The 20,164-nt window shown below is 62.7% G+C and carries 18 protein-coding genes and 1 tRNA gene; 4 read left to right on the top strand and 15 right to left on the bottom strand.

Annotated features, from left to right (window positions below):
* Position 1: 1 nt before the first annotated feature.
* On the top strand, positions 2-1,150 hold the full coding sequence (gene rodA / locus R8871_RS30350) for a rod shape-determining protein RodA (RefSeq protein WP_175053772.1): 1,149 nt from the start codon (positions 2-4) through the stop codon (positions 1,148-1,150).
* Between the two features lie 118 nt (positions 1,151-1,268).
* Here rodA and R8871_RS30355 read toward each other — a convergent pair whose 3' ends face one another.
* The 14 genes from R8871_RS30355 to def all read right to left on the bottom strand — a co-directional run bounded on the left by R8871_RS30355 (position 1,269) and on the right by def (position 14,010).
* Positions 1,269-1,973: a tetratricopeptide repeat protein gene (locus R8871_RS30355; protein ID WP_175053773.1), complete on the bottom strand. Its 705-nt coding sequence runs from the start codon at positions 1,971-1,973 to the stop codon at positions 1,269-1,271.
* Positions 1,970-2,752 carry an HpcH/HpaI aldolase family protein gene (locus R8871_RS30360; protein ID WP_175053774.1) on the bottom strand — a complete coding sequence of 261 codons (783 nt, stop codon included), beginning with the start codon at positions 2,750-2,752 and terminating at the stop codon, positions 1,970-1,972. The genes R8871_RS30355 and R8871_RS30360 overlap by 4 nt, the downstream gene beginning before the upstream one ends.
* Before the next feature lie 212 nt (positions 2,753-2,964).
* Positions 2,965-3,408: a 6-carboxytetrahydropterin synthase QueD gene (gene queD, locus R8871_RS30365; protein WP_093634683.1), complete on the bottom strand. Its 444-nt coding sequence runs from the start codon at positions 3,406-3,408 to the stop codon at positions 2,965-2,967.
* A 9-nt stretch (positions 3,409-3,417) separates the two neighbouring features.
* Positions 3,418-4,050 carry a 7-carboxy-7-deazaguanine synthase gene (gene queE / locus R8871_RS30370; RefSeq protein WP_175053775.1) on the bottom strand — a complete coding sequence of 211 codons (633 nt, stop codon included), beginning with the start codon at positions 4,048-4,050 and terminating at the stop codon, positions 3,418-3,420.
* An 85-nt stretch (positions 4,051-4,135) separates the two neighbouring features.
* On the bottom strand, positions 4,136-4,867 hold the full coding sequence (gene queC / locus R8871_RS30375; RefSeq protein ID WP_175053776.1) for a 7-cyano-7-deazaguanine synthase QueC: 732 nt from the start codon (positions 4,865-4,867) through the stop codon (positions 4,136-4,138).
* Between the two features lie 437 nt (positions 4,868-5,304).
* Positions 5,305-5,380 (bottom strand) — tRNA-Phe (locus R8871_RS30380).
* Between the two features lie 97 nt (positions 5,381-5,477).
* Entirely contained in the window at positions 5,478-6,167 is a 690-nt protein-coding gene (gene esaR, locus R8871_RS30385) for a response regulator transcription factor EsaR (RefSeq protein WP_175053777.1), read from the bottom strand.
* Positions 6,168-8,582, bottom strand: a complete 2,415-nt coding sequence (locus R8871_RS30390) for a sensor histidine kinase (protein ID WP_175053778.1) — start codon at positions 8,580-8,582, stop codon at positions 6,168-6,170.
* Positions 8,572-9,171: a DUF4390 domain-containing protein gene (locus R8871_RS30395; RefSeq protein ID WP_054037187.1), complete on the bottom strand. Its 600-nt coding sequence runs from the start codon at positions 9,169-9,171 to the stop codon at positions 8,572-8,574. The genes R8871_RS30390 and R8871_RS30395 overlap by 11 nt, the downstream gene beginning before the upstream one ends.
* A complete protein-coding gene (gene rsmB / locus R8871_RS30400) occupies positions 9,168-10,607 on the bottom strand; it encodes a 16S rRNA (cytosine(967)-C(5))-methyltransferase RsmB (RefSeq protein ID WP_175053779.1) in 1,440 nt (479 codons plus the stop codon). The genes R8871_RS30395 and rsmB overlap by 4 nt, the downstream gene beginning before the upstream one ends.
* Before the next feature lie 166 nt (positions 10,608-10,773).
* Positions 10,774-11,631, bottom strand: a complete 858-nt coding sequence (gene htpX / locus R8871_RS30405) for a zinc metalloprotease HtpX (protein ID WP_054037107.1) — start codon at positions 11,629-11,631, stop codon at positions 10,774-10,776.
* Between the two features lie 103 nt (positions 11,632-11,734).
* A complete protein-coding gene (locus tag R8871_RS30410; protein ID WP_175053780.1) occupies positions 11,735-12,376 on the bottom strand; it encodes a LysE family translocator in 642 nt (213 codons plus the stop codon).
* Positions 12,377-12,489: 113 nt separating this feature from the next.
* On the bottom strand, positions 12,490-13,476 hold the full coding sequence (gene fmt / locus R8871_RS30415; RefSeq protein ID WP_175053781.1) for a methionyl-tRNA formyltransferase: 987 nt from the start codon (positions 13,474-13,476) through the stop codon (positions 12,490-12,492).
* A 30-nt stretch (positions 13,477-13,506) separates the two neighbouring features.
* Positions 13,507-14,010 (bottom strand): peptide deformylase, encoded by a 504-nt coding sequence (gene def, locus R8871_RS30420; protein WP_054037103.1) that lies wholly within the window; start codon positions 14,008-14,010, stop codon positions 13,507-13,509.
* Between the two features lie 243 nt (positions 14,011-14,253).
* Here def and dprA point away from each other — a divergent pair, with 243 nt between their 5' ends.
* The 3 genes from dprA to R8871_RS30435 all read left to right on the top strand — a co-directional run bounded on the left by dprA (position 14,254) and on the right by R8871_RS30435 (position 18,915).
* On the top strand, positions 14,254-15,522 hold the full coding sequence (gene dprA / locus R8871_RS30425) for a DNA-processing protein DprA (RefSeq protein WP_175053782.1): 1,269 nt from the start codon (positions 14,254-14,256) through the stop codon (positions 15,520-15,522).
* A gap of 90 nt (positions 15,523-15,612) precedes the next feature.
* Positions 15,613-15,990 (top strand): thioredoxin family protein, encoded by a 378-nt coding sequence (locus R8871_RS30430; protein ID WP_097390883.1) that lies wholly within the window; start codon positions 15,613-15,615, stop codon positions 15,988-15,990.
* 249 nt (positions 15,991-16,239) lie between these two features.
* Positions 16,240-18,915 carry a DNA topoisomerase III gene (locus R8871_RS30435; protein ID WP_175053783.1) on the top strand — a complete coding sequence of 892 codons (2,676 nt, stop codon included), beginning with the start codon at positions 16,240-16,242 and terminating at the stop codon, positions 18,913-18,915.
* A 147-nt stretch (positions 18,916-19,062) separates the two neighbouring features.
* Here the strand turns inward: R8871_RS30435 and R8871_RS30440 are convergent, their stop codons facing one another.
* A complete protein-coding gene (locus R8871_RS30440; RefSeq protein ID WP_097390881.1) occupies positions 19,063-20,163 on the bottom strand; it encodes a LysR family transcriptional regulator in 1,101 nt (366 codons plus the stop codon).
* Between the last annotated feature and the right edge of the window lies 1 nt (position 20,164).

The following is a 20,164-nucleotide window of genomic DNA, read 5'->3' on the forward strand; positions in this document are numbered from 1 at the left end:
CATGCAATTCGACAAGCGCGCCTGGCTCGACCGCATCAAGCGGATGTTCGTGGGCTTCGACCGGCCGCTCGCCCTGATCGTGTTTCTGCTGCTATGCGTCGGCATCATCACGCTATACAGCGCGACGCTGGACATGCCCGGCCGCGTGGAAGACCAGTTGCGCAACATCATGCTGACGTTCGTGCTGATGTGGGCACTGGCCAATGTGCCGCCCACCACCCTGATGCGCTTCGCGGTCCCGCTCTATACGTTCGGGATTGCGTTACTGGTGGCCGTGGCGCTGTTCGGCCTCACACGCAAGGGCGCGAAGCGCTGGATCAACGTCGGCGTGGTGATCCAGCCGTCGGAAATTCTGAAGATCGCCACACCGCTGATGCTCGCCTGGTACTACCAGCGCCGCGAAGGCGTGATGCGCTGGTACGACTTTCTGGTCGGCTTCCTGATCCTGATTGTGCCGGTCGGCCTGATCGCCAAACAGCCTGACCTCGGCACGGCCGTGCTGGTGTTCGCGGCCGGCTTCTTCGTGATTTATTTCGCGGGGCTGAGTTTCAAGCTGATCGTGCCGGTGCTGATTGCCGGCGTGATCGCGGTCGGCTCGATCGCGGCGTTCCAGGACAAGATCTGTCAGCCGGAAGTGCAGTGGCCGCTGATGCACGATTATCAGAAGCACCGTATCTGTACGCTGCTGGATCCGACTTCCGATCCGCTCGGCAAGGGTTTCCACACGATCCAGGCGGTGATTGCAATCGGCTCGGGCGGCCCACTCGGCAAGGGTTGGTTGAAGGGTACCCAGGCGCATCTGGAGTTCATCCCCGAGAAGCACACCGACTTCATCTTCGCGGTGTTTTCCGAGGAGTTCGGGCTGGCGGGCGGGATCGTGCTGCTCACGCTTTATATGCTGCTGATCGCGCGCGGTTTGTATATCGCAGCCAACGGGGCGACGCTGTTTGGACGGCTACTGGCCGGATCGCTGACGATGGCGTTCTTCACCTATGCGTTCGTCAACATCGGCATGGTGAGCGGGATTTTGCCGGTGGTAGGCGTGCCCTTGCCGTTCATGAGCTACGGGGGCACTGCGCTGACTACGTTGGGGGTCGCGATCGGCCTCATCATGAGCGTCGCGCGGCAGAAGCGGTTGATGCAAAGTTAGAGGCAAGTCCCAGACTGCAGAGCCGATGGCAACAGAGTCGAAGCAGACCACAGCAGGCCCGATAAAGAAAAGGGGCGCACCGTCAGGAGCGCCCCTTTTTCATTTGATGCGGTCGCGCTTACTGCGGTTTCACTTCCTTCTGATCCCGCAGCTGCGCGCTCAGTTGCTGATACTTGAGTTTCGCCGCCGGATCGCCCTGTGCCGCAGCAGCCGCGTAGTACGCGCGCGCCACGTTCAGATTCTTGTCCACGCCGTCGCCGCCACGTTCGTAGAACGATCCGGTCACGTACTGCGCAGTCATGTCGCCACCTTGCGCGGCCTTCTTGTACCAGACGAACGCCTGCTGGTTATCGCGGGTCGTGCCGCGGCCATCGAGAAACTGGTTGGCCAACGCGAGTTCCGCCTGCACGTGCCCCTGCTGAGCGGCCTTCAAGAACCACCGGTGCGCCTCGACCGGATCGCGTCCAACGAACTCGCCGTCGTCGTACATCTTGCCGTACACATATTGCGCGTGCGACATGTTGGCGTCGGCGGCTTTGCGCAGCCACTTCTTGCCTTCATCGACATTGGCTGTGGTGCCTTCTCCGTTGAGCAACATCATCGCGTAGTTGAACTCGGCCAGCCGGCTGCCGTGCTGCGCGGCTTTACGGAACTCAGCAAGCGCCGCGCCGAGATTGCCGGCGTTGTAGTCGGCGACCGCGGTTTGCGTCTCCGGATCGTTCGACTTCGCGACGCGGTTGTCCTGCGCATACGCCGTCACATTCGCCATCAACGCCGCTGTGACCGCCAGACGCACCACGACGCACTGCACCATCCCCTTCATGTCCTCACCTCCTGCAACGCCTGGCGGGTCGCGCGCAACATCCACATGACGTCGGCGGCCAGGGCGATAAAACGAAAACCGGCATCGCGATGCTGCTTCGCACTCGCGACGTCCATAGCAAAAATTCCTGCGGCGATACCGGCCTTGTCGGCGGCGCTGACAATGCGCGCCATCGCCGCCTGCACATCGGCATGCTTCGAATCGCCGAGGTGGCCAAGACTCGCGGCCAGATCGGCCGGTCCGACGAACAGGCAATCGACGCCTGGCGTCGCCGCAATCTTCTCGACCTCCTGCAAGCCGCGCGCCGATTCGATCTGCACGATGGTCGCGATCTGCGCGTTGGCGGATTGCACGTAGTCGCGCCGCATGCCGTACGCAGCCGCCCGCACCGCGCCGGCCACGCCGCGCTGACCGTCGAGTGCGTCGGCGGTCGGATACTGCGTCAGACGCACGGCCTGCGCCGCCTCTTCCGCGGTTTCGATATTCGGGAACATCAGCGTGCGGGCGCCGGCGTCGAGCACGCGCTTGACGAGCCACGCCTCGCTGGCAGGCACGCGGACGACGGGCTCGCTCGGCAAATGCGCCGCAGCGATCGCGCGCAATTGCGACGTGACGTCGCCGCTATCGTTCGGCGCATGCTCCATGTCGATCAGCAGCCAGTCGAAACCGGCGTGCGCGAGCGCTTCGGCTGCGGAATCGCTGCCGAGCGAAAGCCACAGGCCGAACAATGTATCGGCTTCTTTCAGACGTTGCTTGAGGGGATTTGTGAAGGTGCTCATTGCCGCGCTCCCTGGCGATGGGGTACATCGCCTGAAACACGGGTGAGGATGGCGCAGCCGAACCGGCCAACGCCCGGGCCGTGACGGCCTGAATGCCTGCTGCGACGCAATGCGGTGACCGGCATGTCTCGCTCCATGTGGTTATCGAAGCGATCATACCGTGACAATAACGCGGGGGTTGGGCCGCGGGCTCGAGTCGCGCGGCCCTGAACTTAATCGCGGACCACGTCGGCCCAGCAGTTCGGCGTCTCGAACAGACGCACCTTATGCAAACGCAGATTCACGCCGTAATGCGCGTCGTAGACGTTCGCGAGAATATCGAACGCGACGGCAGCGAGATTTTCAACGGTCGGGATGCGATCGAGCACGACCGTCTTGTGCCCTGCCATGGTTTCCAGAAAGCCGCGCACTTGCGTATCGCCTTCGTAGACGAGGAACGCATGGTCCCACTTGTCGACCAGATGCTCGACCGCGAGCGACTTCACATCGGCGAAGTCCATCACCATGCCGCGATCCGGCGCGCCTTCTGTATCGACCAGGTCGCCTTGCAGCGTGATTTCGAGCACATAGCGATGGCCGTGCAGATTACGGCACTGGCTGCGGTGATCGGGGATGCGGTGGCCCGCGTCGAATTCGAGTTTTCGTGTAATCGTCAGCACGGCAAATCAGGGAATGTTCAGATACTTGTGGGTCTGCATCGACAGGCGCCATTGCGGATGGCGTTTGCACCAGTCGATCGCGAGCTTCGTGTTGAGATCGCGCGACGGGCCGTCCATCGGCTGGACGAGGAAATACTCGAAGTCGAGCTTCGCATACTCGGACAAACTCTGGTTGTCCTGCGGGATCACGACCTTCAGTTCGTTGCCCTTCGTGACGACGAGCGGCGCGTCGGCCTTCGGGCTCACGCAGATCCAGTCGATCGTCTCGAGGACCGGCAGCGAACCGTTGGTTTCAATGGCGATTTCGAAGCCGGCAGCATGCAGCGCGTCGACAAACGGCTGATCGATCTGCAGCATCGGTTCACCGCCCGTGCAGACCACGAAGCGTTCGCCCTCGCCTTCCGGCCATTGCGACGCGATCATCTGCACCAGCTCTTCAGGCGTGCGGTACTTGCCGCCGTTCTCACCGTCAGTACCGACGAAATCCGTATCGCAGAAACGGCAGACCGCATCCGCACGATCTTCTTCGCGGCCCGACCACAGATTGCAGCCGGCGAACCGGCAGAACACGGCCGGACGCCCGGCATTCGCGCCCTCGCCCTGCAATGTGTAGAAGATTTCCTTGACCGCGTAAGTCATGCTGCTTTCTGCCTTGTGTTCCTGAAAATAATTGCCTGCGCGGCGCCCGTTTGCACGATGCGCCAGCGTAAAACTTCGGTGAGCGTCAGACCGGCTCGGTCACCTTCTCACCGGACAGATACGCTTCGTAACCGCGCTTGCGCAAGCGGCACGCCGGGCATTCACCGCAACCGAAACCCCATGCATGCAACTCGGCGCGCTCGCCTACATAGCAGGTGTGCGTTTCGACGCGCACCAGTTCAACCAGTTCGTCGCCGCCCAGCTCGTGCGCGAGACGCCACGTGTCGGCCTTATCGAGCCACATCAGCGGCGTTTCGAGCAGGAAGCGCGTATCCATGCCGAGGTTCAGCGCGACCTGCAATGCCTTCATCGTGTCGTCGCGGCAATCGGGGTAGCCCGAGAAGTCCGTCTCGCACATGCCGCCGACCAGCACCTGCAAACCACGCCGATAGGCGATAGCCGCGGCGATCGTCATGAACATCAGATTGCGGCCAGGCACGAACGTATTCGGCAAACCGTTCGCCGTAGCGTGAATCTCGATTTCGCGCGTCATCGCGGTATCGCTGATCGAGCCGAGCACGGAGAGATCGATCATGTGATCTTCGCCGAGGCGGTCGGCCCACGCCGGAAATGCCCGCGTCACCGCGTTGCGAAACCCTTCGCGGCATTCGAGTTCGACTCGGTGCCGCTGGCCATAATCGAAGCCCAGCGTCTCGACCGTTTCATAACGTTCGAGGGCCCAGGCGAGGCACGTGGCGGAATCCTGGCCGCCGGAAAACAGCACCAGAGCGCTACGTTTAGCGTCTTTGCGGATCACCGTGAAACTCCGTGAATGATGAGTGCCACGTCGCGCTGCGCGAGGTGCGCCATGCAAGCAACGCGGCGCGACGCGTGCCGGCACTGCTGCCGGCCCAAAGCAGTATAGGCCGCGCCTTCCACATGCAGAGTCGCTGGGCGCTTATACCGTTAATCGTCGGGCGAAGGGTTCGGCACCTGTCGCGGCCTTGCCGTGTTGCGGCAGAGTGCGCACTAGGCGCCGCTTCAGGATACGAAAAGACGCGTTTGATGCGGTGGCGCGCAAGCGAAACGCCGACAGCACCCTCGCATGCAAGTCCTTGAACTGGCGCGATTTTATCACGCGACGCCCAATGCCGCCGAGCACACCCGCCGTGGGGCAAGCTGCCCATGCCGCCACACATGCCCATCAGAAAAGGAAAAGCCCCAGGAATCTTGCGATTTCCTGGGGCTGAATCCTGGTGGCCTGGGACGGAATCGAACCATCGACACGCGGATTTTCAATCCGCTGCTCTACCAACTGAGCTACCGGGCCAACGAAGAACGAAATGATATCAAAGGGTCAGCTGCTCGGCAAGCCCCCTCTCGAAAAAATCTGCCGCGCCCGAGCGTGCACCCATTGCGCGGGCCGCTCACTCGCCTTTGTTCTTACCGAGATCGACACCGAGCTGCTTGAGCTTGCGATACAAGTGCGTACGCTCGAGACCCGTCTTTTCCGCGACGCGCGTCATGCTGCCATTTTCGCGCGCGAGGTGATACTCGAAGTAAGCACGCTCGAACGCATCGCGCGCATCGCGCAACGGGATGTCGAACGAGATCGACGCCGTTTGCGCGGCCAACGCGCCGCTGCCCATGCCATCCGACGACAGCATCGGCAACGCAGCCGCCGAAGCCACAGCCGAGGCGCTGACCGGCAACACCGGCTTGGCGACCGCGCCGCCCGGCGCACCAGTCGCATTGCCGCGGGCGAGACCTTGCTCGACTGCCTTCAGCAGCTTCTGCAACGCAATCGGCTTCTCGAGGAAATTGAGTGCGCCGATCTTGGTCGCTTCAACGGCCGTATCGATGGTTGCGTGACCGGACATCATGATCACCGGCATGGTCAGCTGTCCCTGCGCGGCCCATTCTTTGAGCAAGGTCACGCCGTCCGTATCGGGCATCCAGATGTCGAGCAGCACCAGGTCCGGCGCCTGGCGCAAGCGGAATTCGCGCGCTTCCTGCGCGTTTTCCGCGGCCTCCACGACATGCCCCTCGTCGCTCAGGATCTCCGAGAGCAATTCCCGGATGCCCATTTCATCATCTACCACCAGGATGGTTGCCATTTACGCTGCCCTTGTCTGCACTGTTGCTTTTGTCGTTCCCTGTGACGCATTGCCATGCGCCGGCCGCGACCCTGCTCCAGGTGCCGCGGCATCGTCTGCCAGTTGAAGGAAGAGGATCGAAATCTGCGCACCCTCGATCACATCGCCCGCTTTCATGCGATTGCGAATGTCGATGCGCGCACCGTGTTCGTCGACGATCTTCTTGACCATCGCAAGACCGAGACCCGTACCTTTGGCCTTGGTCGTCACGTAAGGTTCGAATGCACGTGTCAGGATACGCGCGGGGAAGCCCGGTCCGTTATCCGACACTGTCAGACGCACCGCGACGTGTACTTTGCCTTCCGCGTCGGGGTCTCCGTATTCTACTGTCCTCGTCTCGAGCAACACACGCGGTTGTTCGACGTCGGCCACCGCATCCTGTGCATTCTGCAGCAGGTTGTGAATCACCTGTCGCAATTGTGTCGCGTCACCGCGAATCGCCGGCAAATCCGCGAGTTCCACCTGAATCGCGCCCTTGCCTTCTTCGATACCGTACAGCGTGAGCACTTCGCTGACCAGTTCGTTCAGTTGCAAATGCGCGAGCACCGCCGGAGGCGTGCGTGCATAGTCGCGGAAATTGTCGACCATCTGCTTCATCGCCGCGACCTGGTTGACGATGGTGGTCGCGCCGCGCTTCAACACATCGGCATCCGATGGCGACAGCTTGTCGGCAAGTTTCATCTGCAAACGCTCGGCGGACAGCTGGATCGGCGTGAGCGGGTTCTTGATTTCGTGCGCGAGACGCCGCGCCACTTCGCCCCAGGCGATCGAACGCTGCGCGGAGATCACATCCGAAATATCGTCGAACACGACGACGTAGCCAGAGGTCTGCATGTCTTCCGCATCGCGGTCGGTGGCGGACACCAGACGCGCGCCGCGCACGAGCAAGGTGAGCGGCTCGGTTTCGCCGGGCACCTGCACCGAGAACTGCTGCTGCCAGTGGCCGCGGTCGTCGTGACCGTCGCCGCTTGCAGCCTCGCGATCGGCAAACGCCTTGCGCACCATGCCGCCGAATTCGCTCAACACACCAATCTGCTCGAGCGCCGAACCCAGCACCTCCTGGAACTGCTGACGGAAAATCCGCTCGGCGCCGCGATTTGCGGTGGTGAGACGGAACTGCCGGTCGAACACGAACACGCCGGCGGTCAGGTTCGCGAGAATGCTTTCCAGATAGGCCTTCGAATGCTCGAGCGCGATCCGGTTGTTCTCGACCGCCGCGCGCGCTTCGGAGAGCTGCCGCGTCATGGCGTTGAACGACTGCGTGAGGAAGCCCAGTTCGTCACGCGATTTGATTTCGCGCTTTGGCGTGTAGTCGCCCTCGGTCACTTCCTTGGTGCCCTGCGCGAGCAGGAACAACGGCCGCGCAAGCTGATTGCCGAGCGCGAGCGCCAGCATCATCGCGATGAAGGTGGCGAGGAACAGCGCGAGCGTCAGCGTGCCGATGTACATCTTGCGCAAACCGGTGCGGCCCAGCGCCTTCTCCTGATATTCGCGATAGGCCCGCTGCACTGCGTCGGCGTTCCGCGCGAGCGACGGCGACACCGGCTGCGTGAGCTGCAAAAAGCGTTCGGTCGGCTGCAGCAGCGACGCGTTCGAATCGGGAATACGCTGCACGACGCGCAGCCGCAGCGCGCCCTTGCTGCCGTGCGCGCGCGGATCGCCGTCGACTTCCCCTTCGATCGCCGCATAGCCTCGGCCACGCGCCTGATCGATCATCAACGGCGTGGGCAAATCATTCGACACGAGCGTCGCGTAGTTGCCGGACGCCTGCGCGACCACGTGCATGTCCGGCGTTGCGCCCGACATGCTGCGCGTGGGTTCGACAATCGTCGCGTCCTGCACACCGAACTGATCGCGCAAGCGCAGCAGCGTGAGCGTGGTGCCGGCGGCATCCGCGCTCGCCAGCTGCTCGGACATCAGGCGGCCCTTGGTCTGCAGATCGGACAGCGAGGCGTCGAGCATGCCGCGGCCGAGATTCAGGCCCGAGGTCAACGCGGTTTCGACGTTCACGTCGAACCACGACTCGATACTGCGCGATACGAACTGATACGAGACCACGTAAATGATGCCGCCCGGCACCACGCCGACCAGCGCCATGAAGAACGCGAGTTTCGCTAACAGCCGGGTGCCGAACTTCCCTTTTTTAAGCCGCGCAATGATGATGATGACAAGCGTCGCCACCACCAGCAAAAAGATCATCGCGACCACGAGGTTGGCCGCGTACAGCCACTGGTAATAGCGGTCGAAAAATTCGGTATTCGCGCTCGCCGCTGCAAGCAGGACGAGCAGCAACACGGCCGTCACGGCGACCGTGGACACCAGCACGCGCACGACGATGCTGCTGACGCTGGTGGCTCGGCGCACTCTATTTAGCACGTTCGGTCACCGTGAAGGTAAAGCGTTTCCACTCCGACGATAGGCTCCAGTCGCGGTTGTTCACCGCATCGATCTGGAACGGCTTGGGCATCAGCGCGATGTCGAGTTGCATGCGCACTGACGCGTTGTATGTCTCCCCGACATGCACCTGATTGCGGTCGATCACGTGCCACGACGTGATGTGCTTGATCACCGCGAGCGCATCTTTCAGCGTCGTGAAGCCGAGCTGCAACCCGCCCGACGACACGCTCGACACGCGATACTCACGCGTGAGCGGCTGGAACGACAGGCGAATGCTCTGCGACACGCTGACCGGCTGTTCGTCGAACCAGTACCAGCGCGGCCGGCTCAGTTCGAAGTCTGTCGTGAAGTACAGCGGAATGCCTTTGTTGACGGCGTCCTCGAGATTGCTGTTCAGGTCGAAGTCGAAACGCGCGTCGATGCTCCAGCCGGTGTTGTCCGATTGCAGCGACGCGCGCTGCACCGCGATCGAATCGGCATACGCCGCGCCCGGTACGGCGAGCCACACGGCCAGCACGATCCAGAGCACGGCAGCGAGCCGAAGCGGGAAGAAGCGTTTGATGGTCACCGTTTCTGAAAGCGCGCGTAGAAAAATCCGTCGTGGTCTGAGTTCGAGCCGGCGCTATCTTCAGCGGCATGTCCGGCATGGGACCCGGCCGATGTGCCGGCGGGCGCGCGGGCAACTGAGGGTAAAAGTTGCCCCGGCGCGTCCAATCGTACCGCATCCTGGTACTTGTTTCCAAACCACTGCGCCTGCAACTCGCCTTCTTCGGGGAAGATCGAACACGTAACGTAGAGCAACTCGCCGCCTGGCTTCACAAGCGGCCATAGCGCGTCAAGAATGCGGCGCTGTTCGGCGACCAGTGCGGGAATATCCGACGCGCGACGCAGCCAGCGAATATCCGGATGACGCCGCACGATGCCGGAGGCCGAACACGGCACGTCGGCCAGAATGCGGTCGAACGGTTGGTCGATGTCGTCGTGCCATTTTGCGGGCGCACCCGCGTCGCCGATACGCACTTCCGCTTCGAGCTTGAGCCGCTGCAAGTTTTCGCCGATGCGACGCGCGCGCGATGCGTCGCTTTCGAGCGCCACGAGTTGCAGGTTGGCAAGTTCGAGCAGATGGCCGGTTTTGCCGCCAGGCGCCGCGCACGCGTCGAGCACACGCATGCCGTCACGCACGCCGAGCAGTTGCGCGGCGAGTTGCGCGCCGGCGTCCTGCACCGACACAATGCCGTCGTTAAAGCCGGGGATCCGGTCGACGGACATCGCCGTGGCGAGCTTGACGGCGTATTCGCCGGCCCGGCTCGCGGGAATGTGATGGTCCTGCAGCACCTGCAGATAGGCGTCGACTGTCGAGCGGCGCGCGTTGACGCGCAATGTCAGCGGACCTTGCGTGTTGCCGGAGGCGAGCACGGCTTGCCATGCGTCGGGCCACGCGCGCTTCACCGCATCGATCCACCACGCCGGGTAGTTCCAGCGCGCGACTTCGTCCGCTTGCGCCGCGCTCAGCAGCGCCTCACGCTCGCGCAGGAAATTACGCAGCACGGCGTTGACGAGACCCTTGGCGAACGCGAATTCACGACGCGCGGCGATGGCGCTCACCGCCTGATCGACAACCGTGAACGGCGTGTAGGCGGCGTTCGCTTCATCGTCGACGAGCAAAGCGAGCGCGCAGGCGAGCACATGACCGACGTGCGGCGGCGGGGCCTTCTTCACCAGCTTCGCGATCAGCCACTCGGCGGTCGCCAGACGCCGCATGGTGCGGTACGCGATGTCCTGCACCGCGCCGCGCGCAGCGGCGACGCTGCCTTCAGGCGCGGAGACGAATACGGCTTGCAACGCGGCCGGCAAGGCCGCGCCGAGGCGCACGGCGCCGACGGCCTGGCCTGCGCAGTCGAGCGCGAAACCGAGCGATTCGGGCGCAAGGTGCAGCATCGTCAAACGGGATTCGCGCGGACGCGTCGATGGCGAAGCAGAACGCGAGGAAGGCTTTGGAGTCATGAAAAAGGCAAAGGCAGGCCGTGCGGTACGCGCGGCGCAAACAGCAGACATTGTAGCGTGGCGTGGGGCGGAGGCCGCCGAAGGCGGACTGGCGGTGGCGCTTGAACAAAAAAGGCGAGCCCGCAGACTCGCCTTTCGTCACGCCGGATCGCCGGTCAACGCACCGTTACTCGAAGCGCCCCGTACGCGCCATTTCCATCAAACGCGCGATGCGTTCCTCGGTGGCCGGATGCGTCGAGAACAGATTCGCGATGCCCCCGCCCGACAGCGGATTCATGATCATCATCTGCGCAGTGGCCGGATGCTGCTCGGCCGTGGGGAACGGAATGCCGCTCGCGTAGCGATGGATCTTGTCGAGCGCCGAGGCGAGCGCCTGCGGATCGCCGGAAATCTGCGCGCCGCCGCGGTCCGCTTCGAATTCGCGCGCACGCGAGATCGCCATCTGAATCAGCGCGCCGGCGATCGGCGCGAGCAACGCGACAGCAATGCCCGCGATCGGGTTCGTCGGACGGCCGTTTTCGTCACGGCTGCCGAAGAACATCGCGAAGTTTGCCAGTGCGGAAATAGCGCCGGCCATGGTCGCCGAAACCGTGGAGATCAGGATGTCGCGGTGCTTCACGTGCGCCAGTTCGTGCGCCATCACGCCACGCATTTCGCGCTCGGAAAGCACACGCAAGATGCCCGTAGTGGCGGCGACCGCCGCATGCTCCGGATTGCGGCCGGTGGCGAACGCGTTCGGCGCGTCTTCGTTGATCAGGTAGACGCGCGGCATGGGCAGGCCGGCACGCGTGGAAAGCTCGCGCACCATGCGATAGAACTGCGGCGCACTGTTTTCGTCGACTTCTTGCGCGTTGTACATGCGCAGAACCATCTTGTCCGAGAACCAGTACGAAAAGAAATTCATCCCAAGGGCGATCACGAGCGCGATCGTCATGCCGCGCGACCCGCCGATCATCCCGCCGATCACGATGAAAAGGGCCGTGATCGCGGCCATCAACATCGCGGTTTTGACCCAATTGAACATGTCTGCTACTCCTTGCCCTAACGCGGGTTCATATCTGCGCCGCGTGATCGCGGCGGCTGATTGTAAGCGAAATGTTAGATATGGACGCGTGAGGAAAATTCAATCATCTTGATGCGGTGGCGAGCTTGATGCCCAAGCCGACGAATGCGCTACCGACGCCGCGATCCAGCCACCGCTTCACCAGGGGCTGGCCGGAGAAGCGCTGAGTCACGCTGCCGGCAACCCACGCGACAAAACTGTTCCAGATCATGCTCATCACAACGAACACCCCACCGAGCGTGAGGAACGCCAGCGCCTTATGGTCGCTGCCCGTTGTGACGAATTGCGGAAAGAACGAAACGAAGAACAACACGACCTTAGGATTCAGCACATTGGTCCAGAAGCCTTGCAGGAACAACTGACGCAACGATTTGGGTGCGCCGGCCGCGCGCGCTTCGCCCACCGCCTGATCCGCCGCCGGTTTGGCGAAAATCAGGCGCACGCCGAGATACATCAGATAAATAGCGCCGACGAACTTGATGACGGTGAACGCAGTGGCCGAAGCGGCCAGTAGCGCCGTCAAGCCGAACGCGCAAGCAAGCGAATGAACGCAGCAACCGGCGGAGATGCCGAGCGCGGACATCAGCCCTGCGCCACGCCCCTGCGCGACGCTGCGCCCGACGATGTAAGCCGTATCGGGACCGGGCGTCACATTCAGCAGAAAGACCGCGACAACGAAAAACTCGAAATGGGTGATGCCAAACATGGGGATCCTCTAAACGCGGGCTGTTGCATAGAGGATTCTAACGCGCTGCAGACTTGCAGCGGGGCTCCTGAACATCGGCCGAATGGACGATGTTCAAGCTATGCGCAAGGCGGTTATTTTGCTTCGGGAAGCTGAAAACGCTGACCCGCGGCGAGCGTGGCGCCGGCCAGGAATTCGCGCACCGGCAAGCGCTTGCCGCCGGGTTTTTGCAATTGCGTGAGACGCAGGGCGCCGTCGCCACAGGCGATCACGACGCCCTCCGGAGAGACGTCGGCGATCGTGCCAGGCGCTGTGTTGCCTTGCGCCTCGACCGGGACTGCTGCCCAGATCTTGATCGACGTGCCGTCTTCCAGCGTGCCCACGCCACCGGGGAACGGGTCGAACGCGCGCACCTGACGCGCGAGGACCGCGGCCGGCTTGCGCCAGTCGAGCGCAGCCTCGTGCTTGCCGATCTTTTCCGCGTAAGTCACGCCGTCGGCGGGCTGCGGCGTCGCCGCCAGCTTGCCGCTGCGCTCGAGTTCGATTAGCGCTTCGACGATCAGCTTCGCGCCGTCTTGTGCGAGGCGGTCGTGCAATGTAGCCGTCGTATCGTCGGCAGAGATCGGCGTGCGCGCTTCGGAAATCATCGCGCCGGTGTCGAGGCCGACGTCCATCTGCATCAGCGTGATGCCGGTTTCCGCGTCGCCCGCCTCGATCGCGCGGTGGATCGGGGCGGCGCCGCGCCAGCGGGGCAACAACGACGCGTGAATGTTGATGCAGCCCAGCGCCGGAATATCGAGCACTTCCTGCGGCAGGATCAGACCATAGGCAGCCACCACCATCACGTCATGCGGCGTGGCGCGCAGTTGATCGATCGCGGCGGCGGCTTCGGTCGGATATTTGCCGGCGCAGCGCAGCGAAGGGGGCTGCGCCACGGCAAGCCCGTGTTCCTGCGCGTAACGCTTGACCGGACTCGCCTGCAATTTCATCCCGCGTCCCGCGGGCCGGTCGGGCTGAGTCAGCACAAGCGGCACCGGAAAACCGGCGCTGTGAATCGCGGCCAGCGCGGCCGCGGCGAACTCCGGCGTACCGGCAAAGATGACGCGCAACGAATGACTCATGAAGGGGGTAGTAGGCGGGGTGGACGCGCGTTACATCGCGTGGGCGAGCTTCTTCATCTTGCTCTTGATGCGCGTCTGCTTGAGCGACGACAGGTACTCGACGAACACGCGGCCCATCAGGTGATCCATTTCGTGTTGAATGCAAACGGCCAGCAAGCCTTCGCAATCCAGCTCGAAGGTCTCGCCCTTCTCGTTTAACGCCCGCACACGCACTTTCTCGGCGCGCTCGACGTTGTCGTAAATGCCCGGTACCGAGAGGCAGCCCTCTTCCGACAACTTCTTCTCATCGCTCGACCAGATGATTTCCGGATTGATGAAGGCGAGCAGTTCGTCGTGCGTTTCCGACACGTCGATCACGATCACGCGTTCATGCACGTCCACCTGGGTCGCCGCGAGACCGACGCCGGGCGCGGCGTACATCGTTTCGGACATGTCGGCGACGAGCCGGCGGATGCGGTCGTTGACTACTTCGACCGGCTTCGCAATCTTGTGCAGCCGCTTGTCCGGGTAATTGAGAATGTTCAGTAAAGCCATGATCTTGAGTGTGTTTTTTCGGCGCCGCTGCCGGTGGAAGGCTAGCGTTGGCCATTCGGCCAGGTTGTGGGCACATCGCGTTACGCAGAGGATAGAGGCTGTCGAACCGGTTCGATTCAACGCGCCACGTGCGCCAGGCGACGAGCCCGCGCGGGTGGGCGCGGCGCTGCAGTTATTTCGGATGATGAAAATTTTAGCATGGCGCCCGCCTGCCCGCTGGCCCCGTAAGAGGATCGACCGTCAATGCATACCTTGCCCGCAACCGATATTGAACTCGCCGCCTGGCTGCGGCTTTCGCGCGCGCCGGGGCTGAAGCCCGCTGCCCTCCGCCTGCTGCTGGGCGCTTTCGGACTGCCGGAAGCGATCTTCAATCAATCGCCCGAAGCACTTGCCGAGTTTGCGGGAGAGGCCGCGGCGCGCGCCGTGCTAGCGCCGTCCAGTCCAGATTTCGATGCACAACTCGACGCGGTGATCGCATGGCGCGAGTTGCCCGGCAATCACGTGGTGACACTCGACGATCCCGCCTACCCGCCCGCGCTACTGACCATGCCCGATCCGCCGCCACTACTATATATAAAGGGCCGGCTGGATCTGCTGCATACAAGGGCGGTCGCTCTGGTTGGCAGCCGCAGCGCGACACCGCAAGGCGCTGAAGACGCGGAGCGCTTCGCACGTGAACTTTCGCAGGCCGGTGTCACGATTGTGTCGGGGCTCGCGCTGGGCATCGACGGTGCCGCACATCGGGGTGGCCTGGAAGGCGTCGGTGGTACGGTGGCCGTGATCGGCACCGGCGCGGACCTCGTGTATCCGGCCGCGCATCATGCGCTGGCGCGGCAAATCGCGACGCAAGGCGCGATCCTTTCGGAGTGGCCGCTCGGCACTCCGGCGCGCGCCGCCAATTTTCCGCAACGTAACCGCCTGATCGCCGGCCTCGTCAGCGGGGTTGTGATCATCGAGGCCGCCATGCGCTCGGGCTCGCTAATCACGGCTCGGCTTGCCAACGAAATGGGGCGCGATATCTTCGCATTGCCCGGCTCGATCCATGCGCCGTTGTCGCGCGGTTGTCATCGCATCATCAAGCAGGGCGCCAAGCTCGTGGAAACGCCCGATGAGGTGCTGGAGGAACTAGGCGTCGCGAGGCCCGTGGCAACGAAGGCCGCCAGCGGGCAGGCCGTTCTTTGGGACGGCGCGGTTGGCGGGCGGCGCTCCTCAAAGGGGCGGGCGTCGGTGACAGATCAAACGGATTCGATCGCCGCGTCACCGTCAGTCTCAGCTGCGACCCAGCGAGAATTGTCGGCGGCGCCGGCAGCATCCACAGCCCCGCAGGCCATGAGCGCAGAGGCGTTGCAGCTCCTCGACGCACTCGGCCACGCCCCCGCCACGCTTGAAATTCTTGCCACCCGTACCGAGATGGGGGACGCGGCATTGCAAAACACGCTGCTGCAGCTCGAACTCGCCGGCCAGGTAACCGCGCTGCCCGGCGGCCGCTTCACGCGAGCCACCCGCGGCTGACCCCGCATGGACCATGGGTTGACCACCATTCGGGATCGGCCATGCTACATTCGCGCCAAAGCACCTGACAAAAGTACGCAAGGAACGACCATGCCCGCGCTGAATCTCGACACCGACCAAGACCGGATCGCCGAGCGCGTCAACGAACCCGACACGCTGTTCGTGGCCTGCCTGTGCGCGGAGTGGTGCGGAACCTGTCGTGAGTATCGGGACGCCTTCGACCGGCTGGCGGACAAGCATCCAGAGATCTGTTTCGCATGGATCGACATCGAAACCCATGCGGACCGCTTCGACGATCTGGATGTCGAAAATTTCCCAACCATCCTGATCGAAGACTCAGTAACGACACGTTTTTTTGGCACGGTTTTGCCGCAGGCGGCGATTGTGGAGCGGATGTTGTCCGATCTGACGGCCGTGCCCGGCGTCAGCGGCGCGCCCAAACTGCGGCCCGCGCTCGCCGTCGCGTGAGTGTGGCCACTAGCCGCTGAACCTTGCGGCACGGGCGTTGCGAGCGACACACAGCGCGTTTTCCGCAGCTTGCCCAGTTACTGAGCGCGCAATTATCATGGCGCGCTTTTTATGGCACTTGACACGCCGCGTTGGCGCCGTGTGCTATAAAGCGGTCGTTATTGGGTCGCAAAGGTCGCAAACGAGGGTCGCGCTAATAAATGCGCACTCAAGGCCATCAACCCGGATCTACCAACCTCACATCGAGTCATGTCCAAAGCACTGATCATCGCCGAAAAGCCTTCCGTCGCGAACGACATCGCGCGCGCTTTGGGCGGCTTTACCAAGCATGACGAATACTACGAAAGCGACGATTACGTCCTTTCCTCGGCAGTCGGCCACTTGCTGGAAATCGCCGCGCCCGAAGACTATGAAGTAAAACGCGGTAAGTGGAGTTTCGCCAACCTGCCCGTCATTCCGCCGCATTTCGATCTGAATCCGATCGCCAAGAGCGAGTCGCGCCTGAAGGTGCTGACCAAGCTGCTCAAGCGTAAAGACGTCGATCGTCTCATCAACGCATGCGACGCGGGGCGCGAGGGCGAGCTGATTTTCCGCCTGATCGCGCAGCACGCGAAAGCCAAGCAACCGGTACAACGCCTGTGGCTTCAGTCGATGACAGCCGGCTCGATCCGCGACGGCTTTGCCCGCTTGCGCAGCGACGAAGAAATGCAGCCGCTCGCCGATGCGGCGCGCTGCCGCTCGGAAGCGGACTGGCTGGTCGGCATCAACGGCACGCGCGCCATGACCGCGTTCAACAGCAAGGGCGGCGGCTTCTTCCTGACCACGGTTGGACGGGTTCAAACGCCCACGCTGTCGATCGTTGTCGAGCGCGAAGAAAAGATTCGCCGCTTCGTGCCGCGCGATTATTGGGAAGTGAAGGCGGAGTTCGTCTGCGCAGCCGGTTTCTACGAAGGCCGCTGGTTCGATCCGCAATTCAAGCGCGACGAGTTCGATCCTGAAAAACGCGATTCGCGCCTATGGGCACTGCCCGCGGCCGAAACGATCGTCGCGGCCTGCCGCGGCCAGATTGGCAAGGTTACCGAAGAATCGAAGCCCTCCACGCAACTGTCGCCGGCGCTGTTCGACCTGACCAGCTTGCAGCGTGAGGCCAACGGCCGCTTCGGCTTCTCGGCGAAGAACACTCTGGGCCTCGCACAGGCGCTGTACGAAAAGCACAAGGTGCTGACCTATCCCCGGACCGACGCGCGCGCATTGCCGGAAGACTATATGGATACGGTCAAGGAAACGCTTGGCATGCTCAAGGAGAGCAACAACTATCTCCCGTACGCCAAGCAGGTGCTCGACAAGGGCTGGGTGAAGCCGAACAAGCGCATTTTCGATAACTCGAAGATCAGCGACCACTTCGCAATCATCCCGACGGCGCAGGCGCCCAAGAATCTGTCCGAGCCGGAACAGAAGCTCTACGACCTGGTCGTGAAGCGCTTCCTGTCGGTGTTCTTCCCGGCCGCGGAATATCGAGTGACGACGCGGATCACGGAAGTGGTCGGCCATCACTTCAAGACTGAAGGCAAGGTGCTGGTCGAACCGGGCTGGTTGCAGGTCTATGGCCGCGAAATCAGCGGTGAAGACGCGAACCTAGTGCCGGTGCAAAAGGACGAGAAGGTCAAGACGGACAAGATCGCCGCCCAGCAACTGGTGACGAAGCCGCCCGCACGCTACAACGAAGCGACCTTGCTCTCGGCCATGGAAGGCGCGGGCAAACTGGTCGAAGACGACGAATTGCGCGAAGCCATGGCGGCCAAGGGGCTCGGTACGCCAGCCACGCGCGCCGCCATCATCGAAGGGCTGCTCGGCGAAAAATATCTGATCCGCGAAGGCCGCGATCTGATTCCGACCGCCAAGGCATTCCAGTTGATGACGCTGCTGCGCGGTCTCGGCGTGAAGGAACTGACCGCACCGGAATTGACCGGCGAGTGGGAATACAAGCTCTCGCAAATGGAGCGTGGCAACCTGCCGCGCGACGCGTTCATGCAGGAAATCGCCCGCATGACGCAAACCATCGTCAAGCGCGCGAAAGAGTACGATTCCGACACGATCCCGGGCGATTACGCGACGTTGCAGACGCCGTGTCCGAATTGCGGCGGTCAGGTGAAGGAAAACTACCGGCGCTTTGCGTGCTCGAAATGCGAGTTTTCGATCTCGAAGATTCCGGGCGGCCGTCAGTTCGAAATCCCGGAAGTTGAAGAGTTGTTGCAGAACAAGACGATCGGACCCCTGTCGGGTTTCCGCAGCAAGATGGGCCGTCCGTTCTCAGCGATCCTCAAGCTCTCGCTCGATGACGAGATCAAGAACTACAAGCTCGAGTTCGACTTCGGTCAGGATTCGGGCAGCGAAGACGGCGAACCGCCTGATTTCTCCGATCAGGAGGCGGTTGGCGCGTGCCCGAAGTGCAAGGGTCGCGTGTTCGAACACGGTATGAGCTACGTCTGCGAGAACTCGGTTGCCAATCCGAAGACTTGCGACTTCCGCTCGGGCAAGGTGATTCTGCAGCAGGAAATCGCGCGTGAGCAGATGGCGAAGTTGCTCGAGGAAGGACGCACCGACCTGCTGACGAACTTCAAGTCGTCGCGCACCGGCCGCAACTTCAAGGCGTTCCTCGTCAAGCAGAACGACGGCAAGATCGGCTTCGAATTCGAGAAGAAAGAGCCGTCGGCCAAGACCGCAGCGAAAACCGCGGCGGCGAAGACTGCAGCGAAGGCAGCGCCGGAGTCGGATGACGAAGACGCACCGGTCGCAGTGAAGGCGGCGCCCGCGAAGAAGGCCGCGGCGAAGAAAGCACCTGCCACGAAGACTACGGCAGCGAAGACCGCCGCAGCCAAGAAGGCGCCGGCCAAGAAAGCAGTAGCGCGCAAGACGGGCTCGTAATTCGGGCGGAAGCTGGAGGGTATTCAGCCTCCGGCCAGCTTCGAACCTGCCGATAAAAAAGGCGCAGTCACTTACGTGACTGCGCCTTTTTATTTGTCGGCCCGACTGCGCTTACCTCAAGCACTGCCGGCGCCACTGCCCGAATCGTTACAGAGGCGACAGAGCGGTAGGCCGCGGACGGTTCGTCGTCTTTGCCAACGTCTTGGGCAGCGGCGATAACTCGCTATCCAGCAACCGTGACAGCGGCTCAGCGCCGTCGAACGCTTCCGGCGGCATGGGATCCGCGGAATCGAGCGCAGCGGACGTGGCGGGCCTGCCAAGCCCGTCCTTGATCCACTGCTCGCCGAGCAGACTGTTCGGCGTCTGGCTGAAATGCTCGACCAGATGATCGATGAACGTACGCACCTTCGCCGGCAAGTGACGGCGGCTCGGATAAGCGATGTTGATCTCGACCTGCGGCAAACGGAAATCACCGAGCAAACGCACGAGCCTGCCGCGTGTCATATCGCGGCCAATCAAGTAGCTCGGCAAAATCGCGATGCCCATGCCGAGCAGCGCGAACTGCCGCAGCATTTCCGTGTTGTTCGCCACGATCACGTTGACCGGTCGCACGCGCACTTCACCTTCCGAACCCGTGAACACCCGCTCGTCGCCCCAATACTCGGACGGCAAGCTCAGGCACGGGTGCTCGAGCAGATGTTCAGGGCGCGTGGGCGTGCCGTGCTTTTCCAGATACGCGGGTGTCGCGCACACCGTCATGCAGCCCGTGGTCAAACGCCGCGTGACAATGCTCGCGCTGCGCATTTGCCGCGTGACCACCACGCCGACGTCGAAACCTTCTTCGACCAGATCAACCTGACGGTCGACCAGCGTGACATCGGGAATGACTTTCGGATAGCGCTCCGCGTACGTCTGCAGCACGGGAGCAAGGTTATGCAACCCGAACACGACCGGTGCGACTATTCGCAACGTGCCAACGGGTTCGTGATTGCGCGCGACCACCATCTGCTCGACGTCTTCCAGTTCGTCGAGAATCTGGCGCGCGCGCTCTAGATAAACCTGACCGGATTCGGTCAGAGACAAGCTGCGGGTTGTGCGATTGAGCAGCCGCGTACCAAGACGGCCTTCGAGATCGGCAACGTGACGGGTGGCAACTGCGTTGGAAATATCCATCGCGCTCGCAGCGCGGGCAAAACTGCCGAGATCCGCCACTTTGACGAAAACTCGCATCGACTGCAAATGATCCATA

The organism is Paraburkholderia sediminicola, from assembly GCF_902859805.1.
Taxonomy (GTDB): Bacteria; Pseudomonadota; Gammaproteobacteria; order Burkholderiales; family Burkholderiaceae; genus Paraburkholderia; species Paraburkholderia sediminicola.

What these genes read in the sequence shown, in the direction of transcription:
- R8871_RS30435 (WP_175053783.1), top strand. Translation starts at nt 16,240, where the DNA reads ATGTCCAAAGCACTGATCATCGCCGAAAAGCCTTCCGTCGCGAACGAC.
- R8871_RS30360 (WP_175053774.1), bottom strand. Translation starts at nt 2,752, where the DNA reads ATGAGCACCTTCACAAATCCCCTCAAGCAACGTCTGAAAGAAGCCGAT.
- rsmB (WP_175053779.1), bottom strand. Translation starts at nt 10,607, where the DNA reads ATGACTCCAAAGCCTTCCTCGCGTTCTGCTTCGCCATCGACGCGTCCG.
- htpX (WP_054037107.1), bottom strand. Translation starts at nt 11,631, where the DNA reads ATGTTCAATTGGGTCAAAACCGCGATGTTGATGGCCGCGATCACGGCC.
- dprA (WP_175053782.1), top strand. Translation starts at nt 14,254, where the DNA reads ATGCATACCTTGCCCGCAACCGATATTGAACTCGCCGCCTGGCTGCGG.
- rodA (WP_175053772.1), top strand. Translation starts at nt 2, where the DNA reads ATGCAATTCGACAAGCGCGCCTGGCTCGACCGCATCAAGCGGATGTTC.
- queE (WP_175053775.1), bottom strand. Translation starts at nt 4,050, where the DNA reads ATGACTTACGCGGTCAAGGAAATCTTCTACACATTGCAGGGCGAGGGC.
- def (WP_054037103.1), bottom strand. Translation starts at nt 14,010, where the DNA reads ATGGCTTTACTGAACATTCTCAATTACCCGGACAAGCGGCTGCACAAG.
- fmt (WP_175053781.1), bottom strand. Translation starts at nt 13,476, where the DNA reads ATGAGTCATTCGTTGCGCGTCATCTTTGCCGGTACGCCGGAGTTCGCC.
- R8871_RS30440 (WP_097390881.1), bottom strand. Translation starts at nt 20,163, where the DNA reads ATGGATCATTTGCAGTCGATGCGAGTTTTCGTCAAAGTGGCGGATCTC.
- R8871_RS30410 (WP_175053780.1), bottom strand. Translation starts at nt 12,376, where the DNA reads ATGTTTGGCATCACCCATTTCGAGTTTTTCGTTGTCGCGGTCTTTCTG.
- R8871_RS30430 (WP_097390883.1), top strand. Translation starts at nt 15,613, where the DNA reads ATGCCCGCGCTGAATCTCGACACCGACCAAGACCGGATCGCCGAGCGC.
- esaR (WP_175053777.1), bottom strand. Translation starts at nt 6,167, where the DNA reads ATGGCAACCATCCTGGTGGTAGATGATGAAATGGGCATCCGGGAATTG.
- R8871_RS30355 (WP_175053773.1), bottom strand. Translation starts at nt 1,973, where the DNA reads ATGAAGGGGATGGTGCAGTGCGTCGTGGTGCGTCTGGCGGTCACAGCG.